General features: G+C 64.5%; 16 protein-coding genes. 6 read left to right on the top strand and 10 right to left on the bottom strand.

Features of this window, described 5'->3' with window-relative positions; genetic code table 11:
- The first annotated feature begins 54 nt into the window (after window positions 1–54).
- Window positions 55–933: a UTP--glucose-1-phosphate uridylyltransferase GalU gene (gene galU, locus B3T77_RS10715; protein ID WP_292079487.1), complete on the top strand. Its 879-nt coding sequence runs from the start codon at window positions 55–57 to the stop codon at window positions 931–933.
- A 374-nt stretch (window positions 934–1,307) separates the two neighbouring features.
- Here galU and B3T77_RS10710 read toward each other — a convergent pair whose 3' ends face one another.
- Window positions 1,308–2,132, bottom strand: a complete 825-nt coding sequence (locus B3T77_RS10710) for a metallophosphoesterase family protein (protein ID WP_084375384.1) — start codon at window positions 2,130–2,132, stop codon at window positions 1,308–1,310.
- A gap of 312 nt (window positions 2,133–2,444) precedes the next feature.
- Between B3T77_RS10710 and B3T77_RS10705 the strand changes: the two genes are divergently transcribed.
- The gene (locus tag B3T77_RS10705) at window positions 2,445–3,191 is read left to right on the top strand and encodes a transglutaminase-like cysteine peptidase (RefSeq protein WP_169802120.1); all 747 of its coding nucleotides are present in this window, start codon (window positions 2,445–2,447) and stop codon (window positions 3,189–3,191) included.
- Between the two features lie 104 nt (window positions 3,192–3,295).
- Window positions 3,296–3,634, top strand: a complete 339-nt coding sequence (locus tag B3T77_RS10700; RefSeq protein WP_169802119.1) for a helix-turn-helix domain-containing protein — start codon at window positions 3,296–3,298, stop codon at window positions 3,632–3,634.
- A 374-nt stretch (window positions 3,635–4,008) separates the two neighbouring features.
- Here B3T77_RS10700 and B3T77_RS10695 read toward each other — a convergent pair whose 3' ends face one another.
- Window positions 4,009–5,229, bottom strand: a complete 1,221-nt coding sequence (locus B3T77_RS10695) for a glycosyltransferase family 2 protein (RefSeq protein WP_157076456.1) — start codon at window positions 5,227–5,229, stop codon at window positions 4,009–4,011.
- A 60-nt stretch (window positions 5,230–5,289) separates the two neighbouring features.
- Here B3T77_RS10695 and B3T77_RS10690 point away from each other — a divergent pair, with 60 nt between their 5' ends.
- On the top strand, window positions 5,290–6,729 hold the full coding sequence (locus B3T77_RS10690; protein WP_292079480.1) for an oligosaccharide flippase family protein: 1,440 nt from the start codon (window positions 5,290–5,292) through the stop codon (window positions 6,727–6,729).
- A gap of 42 nt (window positions 6,730–6,771) precedes the next feature.
- Here the strand turns inward: B3T77_RS10690 and B3T77_RS10685 are convergent, their stop codons facing one another.
- The 6 genes from B3T77_RS10685 to B3T77_RS10660 all read right to left on the bottom strand — a co-directional run bounded on the left by B3T77_RS10685 (window position 6,772) and on the right by B3T77_RS10660 (window position 11,611).
- A complete protein-coding gene (locus B3T77_RS10685) occupies window positions 6,772–6,993 on the bottom strand; it encodes a hypothetical protein (protein ID WP_035308709.1) in 222 nt (73 codons plus the stop codon).
- A 98-nt stretch (window positions 6,994–7,091) separates the two neighbouring features.
- Window positions 7,092–7,478, bottom strand: coding sequence for a hypothetical protein (locus B3T77_RS10680; RefSeq protein WP_054764216.1), 387 nt, complete (start codon window positions 7,476–7,478; stop codon window positions 7,092–7,094).
- Window positions 7,479–8,179: 701 nt separating this feature from the next.
- Complete coding sequence (locus B3T77_RS10675; protein ID WP_035308713.1) at window positions 8,180–9,415, bottom strand: tyrosine-type recombinase/integrase; 1,236 nt, start codon at window positions 9,413–9,415, stop codon at window positions 8,180–8,182.
- 175 nt (window positions 9,416–9,590) lie between these two features.
- The gene (locus B3T77_RS10670; RefSeq protein WP_026108602.1) at window positions 9,591–10,151 is read right to left on the bottom strand and encodes an HNH endonuclease; all 561 of its coding nucleotides are present in this window, start codon (window positions 10,149–10,151) and stop codon (window positions 9,591–9,593) included.
- A gap of 153 nt (window positions 10,152–10,304) precedes the next feature.
- Window positions 10,305–10,964 (bottom strand): trimeric intracellular cation channel family protein, encoded by a 660-nt coding sequence (locus B3T77_RS10665; protein ID WP_292079478.1) that lies wholly within the window; start codon window positions 10,962–10,964, stop codon window positions 10,305–10,307.
- Window positions 10,961–11,611 (bottom strand): DNA-3-methyladenine glycosylase family protein, encoded by a 651-nt coding sequence (locus B3T77_RS10660; RefSeq protein ID WP_292079476.1) that lies wholly within the window; start codon window positions 11,609–11,611, stop codon window positions 10,961–10,963. The genes B3T77_RS10665 and B3T77_RS10660 overlap by 4 nt, the downstream gene beginning before the upstream one ends.
- Window positions 11,612–11,689: 78 nt before the next feature.
- Between B3T77_RS10660 and gluQRS the strand changes: the two genes are divergently transcribed.
- A complete protein-coding gene (gene gluQRS, locus B3T77_RS10655) occupies window positions 11,690–12,553 on the top strand; it encodes a tRNA glutamyl-Q(34) synthetase GluQRS (RefSeq protein WP_292079474.1) in 864 nt (287 codons plus the stop codon).
- Here the strand turns inward: gluQRS and B3T77_RS10650 are convergent.
- Together B3T77_RS10650 and B3T77_RS10645 are read right to left on the bottom strand one after the other, a co-directional pair.
- Complete coding sequence (locus tag B3T77_RS10650; RefSeq protein WP_039244008.1) at window positions 12,537–13,346, bottom strand: TIGR02186 family protein; 810 nt, start codon at window positions 13,344–13,346, stop codon at window positions 12,537–12,539. The genes gluQRS and B3T77_RS10650 overlap by 17 nt on opposite strands.
- The gene (locus B3T77_RS10645; RefSeq protein ID WP_017506607.1) at window positions 13,346–14,269 is read right to left on the bottom strand and encodes a sulfite exporter TauE/SafE family protein; all 924 of its coding nucleotides are present in this window, start codon (window positions 14,267–14,269) and stop codon (window positions 13,346–13,348) included. The genes B3T77_RS10650 and B3T77_RS10645 overlap by 1 nt, the downstream gene beginning before the upstream one ends.
- On the opposite strand from B3T77_RS10645, the gene B3T77_RS10640 reads away from it, so the two are divergent.
- Window positions 14,262–14,445 (top strand): hypothetical protein (locus tag B3T77_RS10640; RefSeq protein ID WP_292079470.1); only part of this gene is annotated, 184 nt, incomplete at its 3' end. The two genes, B3T77_RS10645 and B3T77_RS10640, sit on opposite strands and share 8 nt — an antisense overlap.

Genomic DNA, 14,445 nt, shown 5'->3' with positions numbered 1-14,445 from the left:
CGGAGACCCTCCCCCCCCAGCGAACAATGCTCGCTCGCAACAGATCGAACCGCCATGACCACCACGCCCGCGCGCCTGCGCAAGGCCGTACTGCCCGTCGCGGGCCTCGGCACCCGGGTCCTGCCCGGCACCAAGACGACCCCCAAGGAACTGCTGAACGTCGTCGACCGGCCGATCCTGTCCTACATCGTCGAAGAGGCGCGCGAAGCCGGGATCGAGCACATCGTCTTCGTCACCGGCCGCTCCAAGGGCGCCATCGAGGACTATTTCGATCATCAGATCGAACTGGAAGCTCAGCTTCAGGCCAAGGGCAAGACCGACATCCTGGAGATGATGAACGCCGAACTGGCCTCGGCCGGCGAGATGAGCTTCACCCGCCAGATGCAGCCCAAGGGCCTGGGCCACGCTGTCTGGTGCGCGCGCGACATCATCGGCCACGAGCCCTTCGCCGTCATCCTGCCCGACGTAATCGTGGATTCGCAGCCCGGCGCCCTGAAACAGCTGGCCCAGGTCTATGCCGAAACCGGCGGCAACATCATCGGCGTGGAATCCGTCCCCGAAGATCAGACCCACAAATACGGCATCGTCGATCCGGTCAGCCGCGACGGTTCGCGCATCGTCATGAAGGGCATGGTCGAGAAGCCCGCCGCCGGAACCGCGCCGTCCAACCTGTCGATCTCGGGCCGTTACATCCTGCAGCCGGAAATCTTCGACCTGTTGGCGACGCAGGAAAAGGGCGCAGGCGGCGAGATCCAGCTGACCGACGCCATGGCGCGACTGATGGCGGACCAGAGCTTCACCGCCGTCGAATACGAAGGCGTCACCCACGACTGCGGCGACAAGATTGGCCTGCTGCGCGCCAACGTCGCCCTGGCCCTGAAACGCCCCGACCTGGGCGACGCCGCGCGCGAGGCGATCGCGGGTCTGTTCTGACGGTGTACAATGCGAGACCGTGGAACCGCCGTCCGTTAATGGTTGAACAGCCAGTAAATCACCGCCGCCCAAACAAGGGCTGAGAATAAAGCGCCACCTCCCAGTCCGAGAAGACGCCATTTCCAGCGATGACGGTCATCATCCATGACTGGTCAACTCTCTGACTGTCCCGCCCGATCCATGGTCATCTTGCCGCGCTCCAGCTGAGACTCATCCCGTGCGAGTTTCGGTCTCAGCTTGACGCTATCATCGCTTGATTAGAGTCGCACAGCCCCGCTTGGTCGCTTTGCGCCCTGTCTTGTGGAGCGATAACACAACAACGCGAGCAGCCCTCTCCCATCGACCGCGCCTGCACGGGACTGGGGCGAGCAAGATCAACGGACTGAACCCACAAGCGGCGATCGCTCAAGGTCAATCCGTCCGCCGCGCCTTCTGGTCTGCAAGAGCTGGCGGGCCTCGCCGTCCAGCCTCAACCCCGTGAGCACGCCTGTCGCATAGGCTCCGGTGTCGATCCCGATCCGACGATGATCGGCGAAGACGGCGTCAGAGGGGGTGTGCCCATGCACCACGATCTTGTCGAAAGCCCGCGGATCCTCAAGAAAGCGACGCCGGATCCACAGCAGTTGCTGGGCGTCCTGCTCATCGAGCGCGACTCCCGGCTCGGCTCCGGCATGGACAAAAAAGTAATCACCAACCGAAACGCTTAACTTCAAGCCCGCCAGAAAGCGTTGATCCTGTGGCGTCAGGACTTCGGCCAGGGCGTCTCTCGCCGCTTCCCAGACGTCCGGACCATCCGAGAGTCCAGGAGGCTGAAGACCATAAGACGCCAGGGCCTCCCGCCCCCCGAACTCCGACCATCCGGCGCCAAACGCAGGATCGGCGAGGAAGGCCTGCATTCGATCCTCATGATTCCCCTTCAGGAAATGGAGGCTGAGACCCGCGCGTTCCTCAAGCGCTGCAAGATATCGCAGCACCCCTTTCGTGTCGGGCCCCCTGTCGATGTAGTCGCCCAGAAAGATCAGATGGGCGTGGGTCGCATTGCGCGTCTCGACATCCCCCAGCACGGCATCCACCAAGGTCGAAAGAAGATCGGCGCATCCATGCACATCGCCGACGGCCCAGACGAGGGTATCTGTCGGCGTCGATGGCGTTCTCGCCGGAGGCAATCCCTCGACGGGGTGGTGACGGCGTCCAAACATTCCCCGTTGATCCGTGCTTCGGACCGAAATGGCAAGCGCTCGGTCTAAAAATTCACGGCATCAACAGCTGATCCGAAGACGCTGGGACACTCAGTGTAAATCGCGAACCCGTATTAAGAAATAGGCAACCTCCTTTCTTCAAGAGTTATCAACGATCTTCGTAAGCAAGATCTTGAAGCGTTTCGATCATCAAGACGCCCTGGATAGGGAAGACTTGAGATAGTGCCCGCAATGCGCAGATCGCGACTACGCTTACCTCGCCTGGCGTTCGGAGCGGCGGCGTCGATCCTGGTTTTCGGTCCAGGTCAGGCTTTGGCGCAGGCGATGCCGGTGGGCGCACCGACAGCGGCGCCGGCGGGCTTCCTGGACTTTTGCAATCGCAATCCGCGGGACTGTCAGGAGCCGACCCGTTCCGTCGATGACACACGCGAGCAAGCGCAACGCCTGTTTTGGGCGAGCGTCTTCACGGACGCCGATCCTGAACCCGCGGCCGTTACCCGCCCATCGGGGACGGCCCGCGCCAGCGACCGCCGCCCCCCCAGGATCGCCGAGCATGCAATTGCGATGGGCCGTTCAGCACCTGCAGCCCCGGACCGGGAGCCCAGAGCCCTCTATGCTCACCCCGGCTTTACGGCTGATGCGGCGAAGGCGGTCGGCCGGGCCGCCCTGTCCTTGTCCGCTGTCGACCTTGCCCGTATCGACGCGATCAATCGGGGATTCAATCGATCAATCCGCCAGTCGCCAGACCGTCGCCAATACGGCGTCGGCGATTATTGGACGATCCCCGAAGGACGCGCGCCGCGCGGAGATTGCGAGGACTTTGTGCTGGCAAAGCGCCGTGCGCTGGTCGCCGCAGGCTATTCACCCACCCTGCTTTCCATCGCCCTGGTGATAACGCCCTGGGGAGAAGATCACGCTGTTCTACTCGTGTCGACGACCGACGGCGAACTCGTTCTCGACAACCTCACCCCACGCATCGAGAGGTGGGATCGAACCGGCTATCGATGGCTGAAACGCCAGACCCCGGGACACGCCCTGGCCTGGTCCGCCATCGGATGACACCGAGCTCTCGCGGGAAATCCTGCGCGAAGCCGGAAATCGTTTGATTCGCAGCCAAGCGTCGCGGTGTAATGACATCCAGCCTGCGCCAACGGATGCCTGACATGACCGAAGCCTCCGACTATCGGCGACGCCTCGGACGCCGCATCGAGAACGGCAGGATTCGTCAAGGCTGGTCCCGGGAACAACTGGCCGGTCACCTGAGCGTATCCAGCGTTGTTCTCCGCCGAATCGAGGAAGGTCTGACCAGCCTGCCTGCGGCCGATCTTGTGAAGATCGCCCGTCGCCTCGACCTGTCCCTGCATGAGCTCTTGGAGGAGCCTGTACTGGAAGCGCAGCCCGGCGCGGACCGCCTCGCCGCCGCTTGGTCGCTGATCGAACGGCCGCAAGATCGCAAAGCCGTTCTGGCGTTCGTTCAGGCGCTGGCCGAGAAGGATCGCTGAGACGGGGGTCGGCGACCCTTTCGTTCAACTGAGCAGAGTCGCCCGCAGGATTCGCGGCGAGCCGCCCGATCACGGCGCGCAGCGGGTTTCACGGGCACCTTCCGGCAAGTTTTCTGCAGGGCTTCCAGCATTCTTCCCGAATGGAGACGCGGATCGTGCCCACCCAGGTCAACCATGCCGTTACGTTGGCGCAGACAAGCCCGACCGACTGGGCGTGGCGCGTCCTCACGATCGACGGCGCAGAGGCGGTCGCGGGCCAGTCGACGCGAGAGGATGTGGCGCGCGAGCATGCGGAGTTTTTCAGGCGTTCGCTTGATCGACTGGCCCGTCGACGCTTGCGATCGGCCATGTGAAAAGGACGGATCTGCGCCCGGTCAGCTGATGAGTTGCGCCAAACGCAAACGGTCTTCCCGCGAACGTCTCGTCACAGCCAGGGCCAGATACATCAGTCTGACCAGACCGAACGGCGTCGCCTTGACGATCTCGGCCAGAAGCCGCTTATCGGGCGCCTGTCCACGAAGACGATTTCTGACCGCGAGATAGGCATACAGGGAGAGGGCGGCATCTCGGCGTTTCAGGACTTCGCCAGCCTGATCAGGCAGGAGAGCGAACGAGTTCAATATCCGGCTGTAGAGCAACGACAGGAAGCCGTACCGGCTGACAGTCGCCGGATTGTCCCAGCCCGTGGCTGAAAAATACAGATTGACGCCGACACCGCAGACGACGTTGGCGCACGTCGAGAACGCGACGGCTGTCCCCCGCTCGATCATCTCCAGCCACAGAAGATGATCTTCCCCCGCGCCCCTGAGCGTCTCGTCGAAGCGTGCGCCTCTGTAATGCGCCGAGACGAACACCACCGTCGAAGTCTGTCCAGGATAGGAGGTGATAAAGGCGTTGAACGCGGTTCGCGCCGGCATGATGAAAGTGTGCCGGTCCGCATCGAGCGCCTTGATCTCCGAAGTCGCCGCCCGGTCCGGCCATGTCCGCTCAAAGCCGATTTCCGGATCGCGTCCATTCGGACCAAACCGGATGTTGTCGCAGAAATAAAAGTCGGCGCCCGCCTCAAGGCAACGGATAGCGGTCTGAAGGTGATCGGCGGTCCATTCGTCGTCAGAATCCAGAAACGCCACATACTGAACATCGAGACCCTCCGCAAAATGCAATCCCGCATTCCGCGCCGCCGCTGGACCGGCATTGGGCTGTCGCAGCAGATGGAGATCGATGTGGCTGGGCAAGGCGACGCTGGCGATGTCATCGGCCGGAGATGCGGGAGACGTGTCATCAACGACGATGATGGCCAAGACCGCATCGTTCAGCGCCTGACCCGCGATCGATCGAAGCGCGCGGGCCAAGATGCCGCCGTCGCGCTGGTAGTAGGGAATGATGATCGCCACGCGAGACGGTGAGGGCCTGTCTCGCAACGGGGTCGGTTCAGGAGGCAGCATCTCGATCAACTCGCCGTTTCCGACCGGAATGTCGATGGCCAACCCCGCTTCGGGTAAAAAAGTGGCGTCGAGGCCGCACCTCGTGGAGGATTCGAGGGTGGTTCCGATCGATGGTTGCGCGCAAGCAATCGGTAGGCCTAAGGCTTGCAAGGTCTTTGGGACGGCTGTCGCCTTCGAAGGGCGGCGCAGAAGTATACCCGGATCCCATCCATGTCGTTGCAGAAGTCGCTCAGTTGGATGGCGATGGCGCAGGCCGCCTCGATCGTCCTGCAGTTTGCGGCCTCCGTGGTGCTGGCGCGTCTTCTGACGCCGCACGAGTTCGGCATTTTCGCCGTCGCCTTGGCGGTCTCCGGCGTGCTCTCATTGATCCAGGCGCTCGGACTGCAAGCATTGATCGTCAGGGAGCCCGACCTCCACGACGACGTCGTGACAACCGCATTCACCGTCAATGCCCTGATTGCTGTCGCGGTGACCGTCACCATGTTGGCGGCGAGCGTCGTCGGCGGAGCCTTCCTCCAGGAGGCCGGCGTGCGTCAGGTTCTGTCCGCCATTGCGTTCACGCCCCTCGCCAGCATCGCCGCCTTTCTGCCGATGGCCCAACTCGAACGCAGAAATCGGTTCAAGGAACTGGCCCTTTCAAGTGTGATCGGCGGCGTCGCGGGCGCTGGCACTACCGTTACGTGCACCGTGATGGGTCTCAGCTATATGAGCTTCGCCTACGGGCAGTGGGCGCAGAATGGAATATTCACCCTCGCCATCTGCATAGCCGGTCGCGCCTTCATTCGTTTCAAACCGGGATTCAGGGGTTGGCGACGGGTCGCGGATTTCGGCCTGCAGACACTCGCCGTCACAGGCGTCAGCGCGATCTCAGGCAAATTGTCCGATGTCGTCTTGGGCCGGTTTCTCGGCTTGAGCGCCCTTGGCCTCTACTCACGAGCCACCAGTTTGAACGGTCTGCTCTGGACGAATATCTACCTCGTCCTGGGACGGGTGCTTCTCGTGGATTTCGCCGAGATTTTCCGTCGTGGCGACTCGCTTCGCGACCGCTACATGCGCTCGATCGATATTATCTCCGTTATCCTATGGCCGGCTTTCCTCGGGCTCGCCATCGTGGCGCGTCCCTTCATCGCCGCCCTCTACGGCGAGAAATGGATCGCCGCCGCAGCGCCGCTCTCGCTGCTCGCCATCGCCTCGTGCATTCAGGTCTCGATCGCGATGGCCTGGGAGTTGTTCGCCTGCACGGACAATCTTCGAACCCAGACGAGACTGGAAATCCTCCGCGCGCTCATCGCCTTCGCAATGTTTTCGATTGGTTGTCTGATCAGCCTCGAAGCTGCGGCATTGGCTCGGGTGCTGGACGCGGTCGTGGCCTATGTCCTCTACAGACCCCACATCAATCGCATGACGGACACTCGGACGTCAGACTACCTTCCGATATATCTCAGAAACGCTGTCCTCGCCGCCGTGGCCGTAACGCCCAGTCTCGCCTATATGGCGGCGCGTGACTTCTCCGCCAGCATCTCCCTAGCCCCGATGTTCGGCACGATCGCGGCGGGCATCATTCTTTGGACAGTTTGCCTGATCGCCAGTCGTCATCCGCTCATCGACGAAGTGCGTCGAATTCTGAAATCGCGACGGCTGGTCCGATGACAACGACGGAAGTCGTTGCCGGCTTCAGTGATGCCGCAGGCGTCAGTGCATTTCGGACCGATGCATGGGCGGTGGCGGCTCGGTCATATCCAGGCTGTCGATCATGATGTCGATTTCCGCCTGCACAACATCGAGGTCACGCCCTTCGAACATCTGTTCGGCGGCCTCACGCCAAGCCGCTCGGAGCAACTCTCGGGCATCGTCGGGTAACATATCCTCGAGATAGTGGAGGCCGCGCTCCGCGAGCAGGCGCTGGGCGACCACGCCGGCGCGCGTCGCAATATCTCCTGCGGGGGCCGCGTCGCCGGCCGCACCTCGCTTCAGTGACTTTGTGCGCCTTGGCATGACGAAGGATGTCCCGGCTAGGCGTGTCCGCGCACAGCCGCGTCGGCCAGCACGCGCGCGCGGAAAGACTCGAGATCGAATCCGACTGTGTGATCATCGATCGCCAGAAGCGGCTCAACTGCCGCGGCAGCCACTACGTCGGCATGTATGTAGTCAGCGCCTTCGGCGTCCCCCGGAAGCGTCCAGGCTCGCAGACCACGATCATCATGCAACCGCGCGAGCGCCTCCAGCCGAAGCTGAATGGCAAAGGCATTAAGCGCTGCCTCATCCGCTTCGTCACGCTCCTCGAGTAGTCTGAACAGGCGGAAGGCGCGACCTTCGAACGAACCACGTTGATCCGCAGGCAGTTCGCCGATGGCTTCCAACGACGCCGCAAAAAGCTCGGGCGATACCTCGGCGCTCATGGCTCGATCCGTGAAGCTAGACATGCAGTTCCCCTGAACGGCTGTGGTTCACCAGTATGGGCGTAAAAGCCCGCTCGACTATGTCCGCACTCGAGGGCAACGCCAAGGCCACCTTCATTCACCACCGCTTGATGTCTTGCTTCTCCGCGGGATCCAAGAAAAACCGAAGTTCATAAGCGACCCATCTCACAAGGCTGTGATCGATTTCCTTACTCAGAACCAGATCGGAACAGGCCGAAACAGATCGAACAGGTCACCTATTCATTCCGTCCATCAGTTCTCTACGTCCGCCGGTTGCGGTTTATTTCCGTCGATGCTTGCTTGGTTGCAGTTCTGGTTCAGACGGAAAGGAGCGCCACATGGCCGGTCTACATCTTCACGGAACTGAGGAAATGCTGCTGACCCGCAAGGAAGCGTCCACCGAGCTTCTACGTATGGGCATCCGCCGGTCACCGTCGACACTGGCGAAGGTGTTCTGCACCCGGTCTGACGGACCGCCCTGCACCCACCTCGGGCGGACCCCCTACTACCCCAAGAGCCTGCTGCACGAGTGGGCGCGCAGCCAGCTCTCGGGCCTCCGGTCTTCGTCGAGCCAGCCTCGCCAGGCCGGACATTGGGGCGAGGCCGCTCACGAGGGCGCCTAGCTCCCCAGTCCATCGCGACAACTTCGGCCGCCCGGCGACCCGCCGGGCGGCCGTCTTTCAATGGGCCGTCTGTCCGTCTTCAACCGACCAGCCCGCGAGAGAGGCGGCGACGCTCTCGCTGATCCTGTCGGCGGCGGCACGGACCGGGTCGTCCGCCAGGTGGGCGTATCGACTTGTGGTGCTGACGTGACTGTGGCCGAGCAGCTTGCCGATGAGCTGAAGCCCTTCGCCGCCGGCCAGCCCGGCGCTCGCGAAGCTGTGCCGAAGGTCATGGATCCGCAGGTCTTCCATCCCGGCGCGTTTGCGGATGCCGACCCAGGCCCAGTCGAGATTGGCGATCGGACGCTTGGGATCCTTCCGATCCGGGAACACGTAGATGCTCCCGTTCGAGAGCAGGCCCTCGATCAGCTTCAGCGCCGCGCTCCCGAGACGGATCACCTTCGCCCCGGTCTTGGAATCCTCCAGCCGGAGCATCCCCATGGTGCGGTCGATCTCCGACCACTTGAGCCTGGCGATCTCGTTCTTGCGGGCGCCGGTCAGCGCCAGCAGGCGGATGATGTTGATGTGGCGCGGATCGCCCCCATGCTTCTCGAGCTCCGCCAGGACATCGCCGAGCCGGGCCAGTTCGGCCGGGGAAAGGAAGCGGTCCCGACGGTTGTCCTTGTAGCGTTTCACCCCTCGCGTGGGGTTGGTCTTCACGAACTCCCGCTCAACGGCGAACGTGAAGATACCGCCCAGCAGTCCGACCGTGCGCGAGGCCGCATGAATACCGCCGCGAGTGTGCGGCGTCGCCTCTCCACGAATGCGTCCCGACCCGACATCGACCATCAGCCGCTCGATGTCCGCTCGGCCGATATCGGTGACCTTCATCTTGCCCAGGCGGGGTTTGATGTGGCGGGCGATGCGGATGCGATCGATCCGAAGGGTCGTCGCTTTCTTCATCGTCACGCCCTCCTTCATGTAGAGGTCGCAGAGCTCCGACATGGTCAGTTCTTCGCGTCGTTCGACTTTGGTCCCCTGAGGGTCACCACCTGACGCGACTTCGGCCAGTACAGCGGCCGCTCGTTCGCGGGCTTCCTCGGCGGTCACGACGCCATGGCGAGCGATGTGAAGGAGGCGGTCAGCGCCGCCGATCGTCCTGTATCGAACGACGTAGGTTTTGGTATCGCTGACGGCGACGCGCACCCCGAAACCCTTGAGCTGCGTGTCCCAGAGGGTGAAGCGCACCCCTTCAGACGTCAGGGCGTCGACCAGGCGTTTGGTGATCTTTCCGGACCTCGGGTTCTGAACCATTCGATCTCTCCTCGGGCCCACGAGGGGTCCCGTTTCTGGTCCCGGTTTTGGTCACCACATGGTCACCAGCCGGGAGGATTTCGGAGGATAATCGAGAAATCAGCGGTAAAAGAACGAACCCTGAACCTGCCCACCACAAGGGTGTTTGAGCCATTTCGAGCAACTGAAAAGAACCCTAAGGTTCGAGCTCTATGTCCCAATAAAGGTAGTCCAGCCAGCTCTGGTGCAGATAGTGCGGCGGGAAGCGTCGGCCGGCGTCCTGAAGCTGCCAGGCGTTGGGGCGATAGGGTTCGCGGCGGATCGGCATCATGGCCTGGCGCGGCGTTCGCCCGCCCTTGGCCAGATTGCAGGGGCTGCAGGCCGCGACGATATTGTCCCACGTCGTGCGTCCGCCCTGTGAGCGCGGGATGACGTGGTCGAAGGTCAATTCAGCCGACTGACCGCAGTACTGACAGGCGAAGCCGTCGCGCAGAAAGACGTTGAAGCGCGTGAAGGCGGGGCTGCGGTCCTGATCCACATAGCTGCGCAGCGCAATCACGCTGGGAAGCTGCATCTCCATCGACGGCGAGCGGACGACCTTGTCATACAGGGACACCACGTCCACGCGGTCCTGATAGACCGCTTTGACCGCCTCCTCCCACGGCCACAGCGACAGCGGATAGTAGGACAGCGGCCGGAAGTCGGCGTTCAACACCAACGCGGGAAAACCGGAGGGTGGTCGATGGAGAACCTGCATCAGGCCCTCCCGCGCGGACGGGGGGATTTTGAGGCGACAGAGGTGAGGACACGTCTCCTTCCCTAGTCTTGGCCTTGGTCTTGTCGATTTAACCTAACCCTGATTCCCGCTCATCGCCATGACCAGTGTGCAGCGTTTTCGTGACGTCTTGGCTCAGACCCCGCGCGCGTGGGTCGGAAACCCCGGCAGGGTCCAGCCCCAGCGCAGGGCCGCCGCGCGCAGCAGGAAGCCGGACAGCGCCGCGACGATGGCGGGGGGCCAGACGCCGACGCCCGGCGCCCTCAGCACCATATAGACCGTCGCCGCCAGGATCGCGGCCGTGACGTTGATCTCTCGCCGCAGCAGGATCGACGGCTGACCCGCCAGGGTGTCGCGCACAACCCCGCCGAAACAGGCCGTCAGCGTGCCCATGACGATGCAGATCAGGGCCGGCGCGCCAGCCGCCTCGGCTTTTGCCGCTCCCATCACGCCATAGGCCGCAAGACCCACGGCATCCAGCCACAGCAGGGCGCGGAAACGCCAGTCGCGCTGTCCAACCAGCCACAGGGCCGTCGAGGCGAAAAGGCAGACCGCCAGATAGCGCCAGTCCTGCACCCAGAAGACCGGCAGGCCGAGCAACAGGTCACGCAACGTCCCGCCGCCCACGCCGGTGATGGCGCCGAAGAAGGCGAAGGTGACGACATCGTGCTTCTCCCGCGCGGCGGCCAGGGCGCCGGTGGCGGCGAAGACCGCCACGCCGGCGAAATCCAGCGCGGTCAACACGGTCTGCGGATTGCGCAGCGGTTCGGTCAGAGCGGGATCGAGCGGGGTCATGCCGGCGCATCCAGCGCGATCTCGCCGCGCTTCACGCCCGTATACCAGGCCCACAGAAGATGAGTGGCGACCGCACGATAGGGCCGCCAGATCTCGGCGCGGGCGTAAGCCCCCTTCTGATCGGACCGCACTTCTGCGCCGTCCGCCCAACGGATCGCCTCCTGCAAGGCCACGTCGCCGCCGGGGAAGACATCCAGCCGCCCCTCGCACATCATCAGATAGGCCTCGGCCGTCCACAGGCCCACGCCCTTCAGCGCCGTCAGGGACGCGATCGCCGCCTCGTCGTCCAGATTGGCCAAATGCTCCAGATCGATCTCGCCCGCGATCTGCGCCCGCGCGATCCCCTGACCATAGGTCGCCTTCTGCCGCGACAGACCCATGCCGCGCAGCTGATCCAGATCGTGCGCCAGCAACAGCTCGGGCGTGATGCCGCCCATGCCTTCGCGCAGCCGCGCCCAGACCGAAGCGGCCGAGGCCACCGACACCTGCTGCTCCACGATCATGCGGAACAAGCCTTCGAACCCGCCCACTCTCAACCGCCATTCCAGCGGCGGCGTCTGGGCGTCCACGCGCACGAGCGCCGGATCGGCGGCGACCAGCGCCTGGCGCGCGGCGGCGATGTCATCGGGCGTGGGTGCGAACGGCATTCGCCATGCTTACGGCCCGTCGCGCTTGTCGGAAAGAGCGGGGGCGCCGTTGAGGGCCGCAAACCGCTAAGGAGCGTCGTGATGTTCGCCACCCGCTTCGCCCCATCGCCTACCGGCCGCCTGCACAAGGGCCACGCTTTCTCGGCCCTGACCGCCTGGACGACGGCGAAGGCGGCAGGCGGGCGGTTCGTGCTGCGCATTGAGGATATCGATCCGACGCGATGCCGGCCGGAATATGAGGCGGGCATTCTGGAGGACCTGGCCTGGCTAGGTCTGGATTGGGAGACGCCGGTCCGGCGCCAGTCCGATCATCTGGCCGAGTATGCCGCCGCGATTGAGATTCTGCGGGCGCGAGGCCTGCTCTATCGGTGTTTCCGAACGCGCAAAGAGATCCTGAACGCCATCGGTGAGGCGCCTCACGGGACGATGGAGGCGGCGAGGCCCGGTCCGCATTCAGCCGACGAGGAGGCTCATCTGCTGGCCTCGGGTGCGGCGTTCGCCTGGCGGCTGTCGCTGGATCGGGCGCGGGAGGCCTTGGGCGAGGCGGCCTGGAACGGCCTGAGTTTCGTCGAGGAGGGCGAGGGTCCGAACGGCGAAAGCGGCGTCGTCGCCGTCGATCCCGAGGCGGCGGGCGATGTCGTCCTGGCGCGCAAGGATACGGGCGTCGCCTATCATCTGGCCGTGACCCATGACGACGCCTTGCAGGGGATCACCCATGTGATCCGGGGCCAGGACCTGTTCGAAGCCACGCACGTGCAGCGGCTGATCCAGACTTTGATGGGCTGGCCGGCGCCGACCTATCGTCATCACACCTTGCTAACAGGGCCGGACGGGCGGCGCTACGCCAAGCGCGATCGCTCTATCACCCTGGCCGAGCTGAGGGCCGGCGGATTGACGGCCGAGGGCCTGCGCGCCGAGCTGGGCTTCAGCTCCGCCGGCTGAAGATGCGCGAGGCGCCGTAGCCAGTCAGGGCGGCCAGCACGACGCACAGCACGCCGTACAGCCACGGCCGACGGTGGGCGAACTCATAGATGTCGCGCTCCAACCCGACCTTCTCGACCGTCAGGGTCAGGTTCGACACCGACTGCGGCTCGCCGTCCTGAAACAGCCACACCTCGGCGTAGTATTTTCCGGTGGGCGCGACGGTCGGCAGTTTGACCTCGGCGCGGAACAGGCCCCGGTCCACGAACTCGACCCCTTCGGAATCGGTGTCATAGAGGGCGGCGGCCTCCTTCAGCCGGATCACCGCGCGGCGCCAATCCAGATAGTCGTCGCCCAGACGGCTGACGACCACATCGCGCACGCCGTAGCGGGTGACGGTGCGGCTTTCCTCGGGCGCGTCGATGCGCAGGTGATCGACGCCGACGCCGAGGCGGCGCAGTTGGCCGAAGTCGGCGATGTCGCTGAGCGGGCGCGTCGAGGCGGTCATGTAGAAGCCGGGCGCACCCTCGAACAGCACGGGCCGGCTGTTCAGCCAGACACCGGACGTGCGCGTCTTCTTGACCAGGCGGATCGGCGCGTCCGGCCCGCGCACCACGACCACCACGTCGGCAGGTTCGGGCGTCGGATTGAACACCGCGCCGTACAGGACGATGGACGCGCCCCGGAAACTGCTATCGACCCGGACCTGGGCGTCGGTCAGGGCGGCGGCGACGCGCAGGTCGCCGGTCGTCGCTTCGGACCGATCGAGCGGCGGGGCCGCAACAGCGGGCGGAGGGGGAGGAAGCGCCTGCATCAGTCGGCGATCCCCGGCGCGATCATGAAGATGTCGTTGGGCCGCACGAACAGATCCAGCCCCATCTGGATCCCCACCAGCAGCACGATCAGGCCCAGCGCCGCCCGCAGTTCCTCGGCGCGGAACCGCCCGGCGAAGCGCGCGCCGATCTGGGCGCCCACCACGCCGCCCAGCAGCAGGATGGTGGACAGGACGATGTCGACCGTCTGGTTGCGCCCGGCCTGAAGAATGGTGGTGATGGCGGTGGTGATGATGATCTGGAACAGGCTGGTGCCCACCACCGCGCCCGCGCGCATGCGCAGGATATAGAGCATGGCCGGGACCAGGATGAAGCCGCCGCCCACCCCCATGATGGCCGACAGGACGCCTGCGAAGACGCCCAGGCCGAACGGCGGCAGGGCGCTGATATAGAGCCCCGACTTGGGGAACTTCATCTTCAGCGGCAGGCCATACAGCCACATCGGTCGCCGACGCTGCTTGTGCGGCGCGGGCAGCCCCCGGCGGCGGCGCAGGATTTCGGTCAGGCTCTCGTTCAGCATCAGAATGCCGATCGCGCCCAGGAAGACGAGATAGGACAGGGCCACGACCAGATCGGCCTGGCCCAGCAGGCGCAAGTAGCGAAACAGCTCGACCCCCGCCAGGGCGCCGGCCGCGCCACCGGCCGCCATCACCGACCCCATCTTGAAATCGACCGAACCCGCCCCGGCATAGCGGATGACGCCCGACGTCGAGGAGGCCACGACATGGCTGGCCTGGCTGGCGACGGCGACGGTCGGCGGGATGCCCAGGAAGACCAGGATCGGCGCCATCAGGAAGCCGCCGCCGATGCCAAACAGGCCGGACACGAATCCGACTACCGCCCCCAGGATCACCAGGGTCGGCCAGTTCACCGAAACCTCGGCGATCGGCAGATAGATGTCCAAAGGACGCGCCTTCGGCTGGAGCGGACACAAGAATCGCCGTCAGGCGGGCGAGGTCGGGGACGACCGGGCGACCGATAGCCGCCCGGCGCCTGGGAATCTAGCCTGTCGCTTGAGTCTGGGCCTGCGACTGGGCCACGAAGGCGTCGGCGGCGGTGCGGGCCGCGCGCTGGGCCGTG

It is taken from the genome of Brevundimonas sp. UBA7838, assembly GCF_002500885.1.
Classification (GTDB): domain Bacteria; phylum Pseudomonadota; class Alphaproteobacteria; order Caulobacterales; family Caulobacteraceae; genus Brevundimonas; species Brevundimonas vesicularis_C.
This window is presented reverse-complemented; position numbering and strand designations above follow the sequence as displayed.

What these genes read in the sequence shown, in the direction of transcription:
- B3T77_RS10670 (WP_026108602.1), bottom strand. Translation starts at nt 10,151, where the DNA reads ATGCAGGTTCTCCATCGACCACCCTCCGGTTTTCCCGCGTTGGTGTTG.
- B3T77_RS10650 (WP_039244008.1), bottom strand. Translation starts at nt 13,346, where the DNA reads ATGCAGGCGCTTCCTCCCCCTCCGCCCGCTGTTGCGGCCCCGCCGCTC.
- B3T77_RS10675 (WP_035308713.1), bottom strand. Translation starts at nt 9,415, where the DNA reads ATGGTTCAGAACCCGAGGTCCGGAAAGATCACCAAACGCCTGGTCGAC.
- B3T77_RS10710 (WP_084375384.1), bottom strand. Translation starts at nt 2,132, where the DNA reads ATGTTTGGACGCCGTCACCACCCCGTCGAGGGATTGCCTCCGGCGAGA.
- B3T77_RS10680 (WP_054764216.1), bottom strand. Translation starts at nt 7,478, where the DNA reads ATGAGCGCCGAGGTATCGCCCGAGCTTTTTGCGGCGTCGTTGGAAGCC.
- B3T77_RS10660 (WP_292079476.1), bottom strand. Translation starts at nt 11,611, where the DNA reads ATGCCGTTCGCACCCACGCCCGATGACATCGCCGCCGCGCGCCAGGCG.
- B3T77_RS10690 (WP_292079480.1), top strand. Translation starts at nt 5,290, where the DNA reads ATGTCGTTGCAGAAGTCGCTCAGTTGGATGGCGATGGCGCAGGCCGCC.
- galU (WP_292079487.1), top strand. Translation starts at nt 55, where the DNA reads ATGACCACCACGCCCGCGCGCCTGCGCAAGGCCGTACTGCCCGTCGCG.
- B3T77_RS10700 (WP_169802119.1), top strand. Translation starts at nt 3,296, where the DNA reads ATGACCGAAGCCTCCGACTATCGGCGACGCCTCGGACGCCGCATCGAG.
- B3T77_RS10665 (WP_292079478.1), bottom strand. Translation starts at nt 10,964, where the DNA reads ATGACCCCGCTCGATCCCGCTCTGACCGAACCGCTGCGCAATCCGCAG.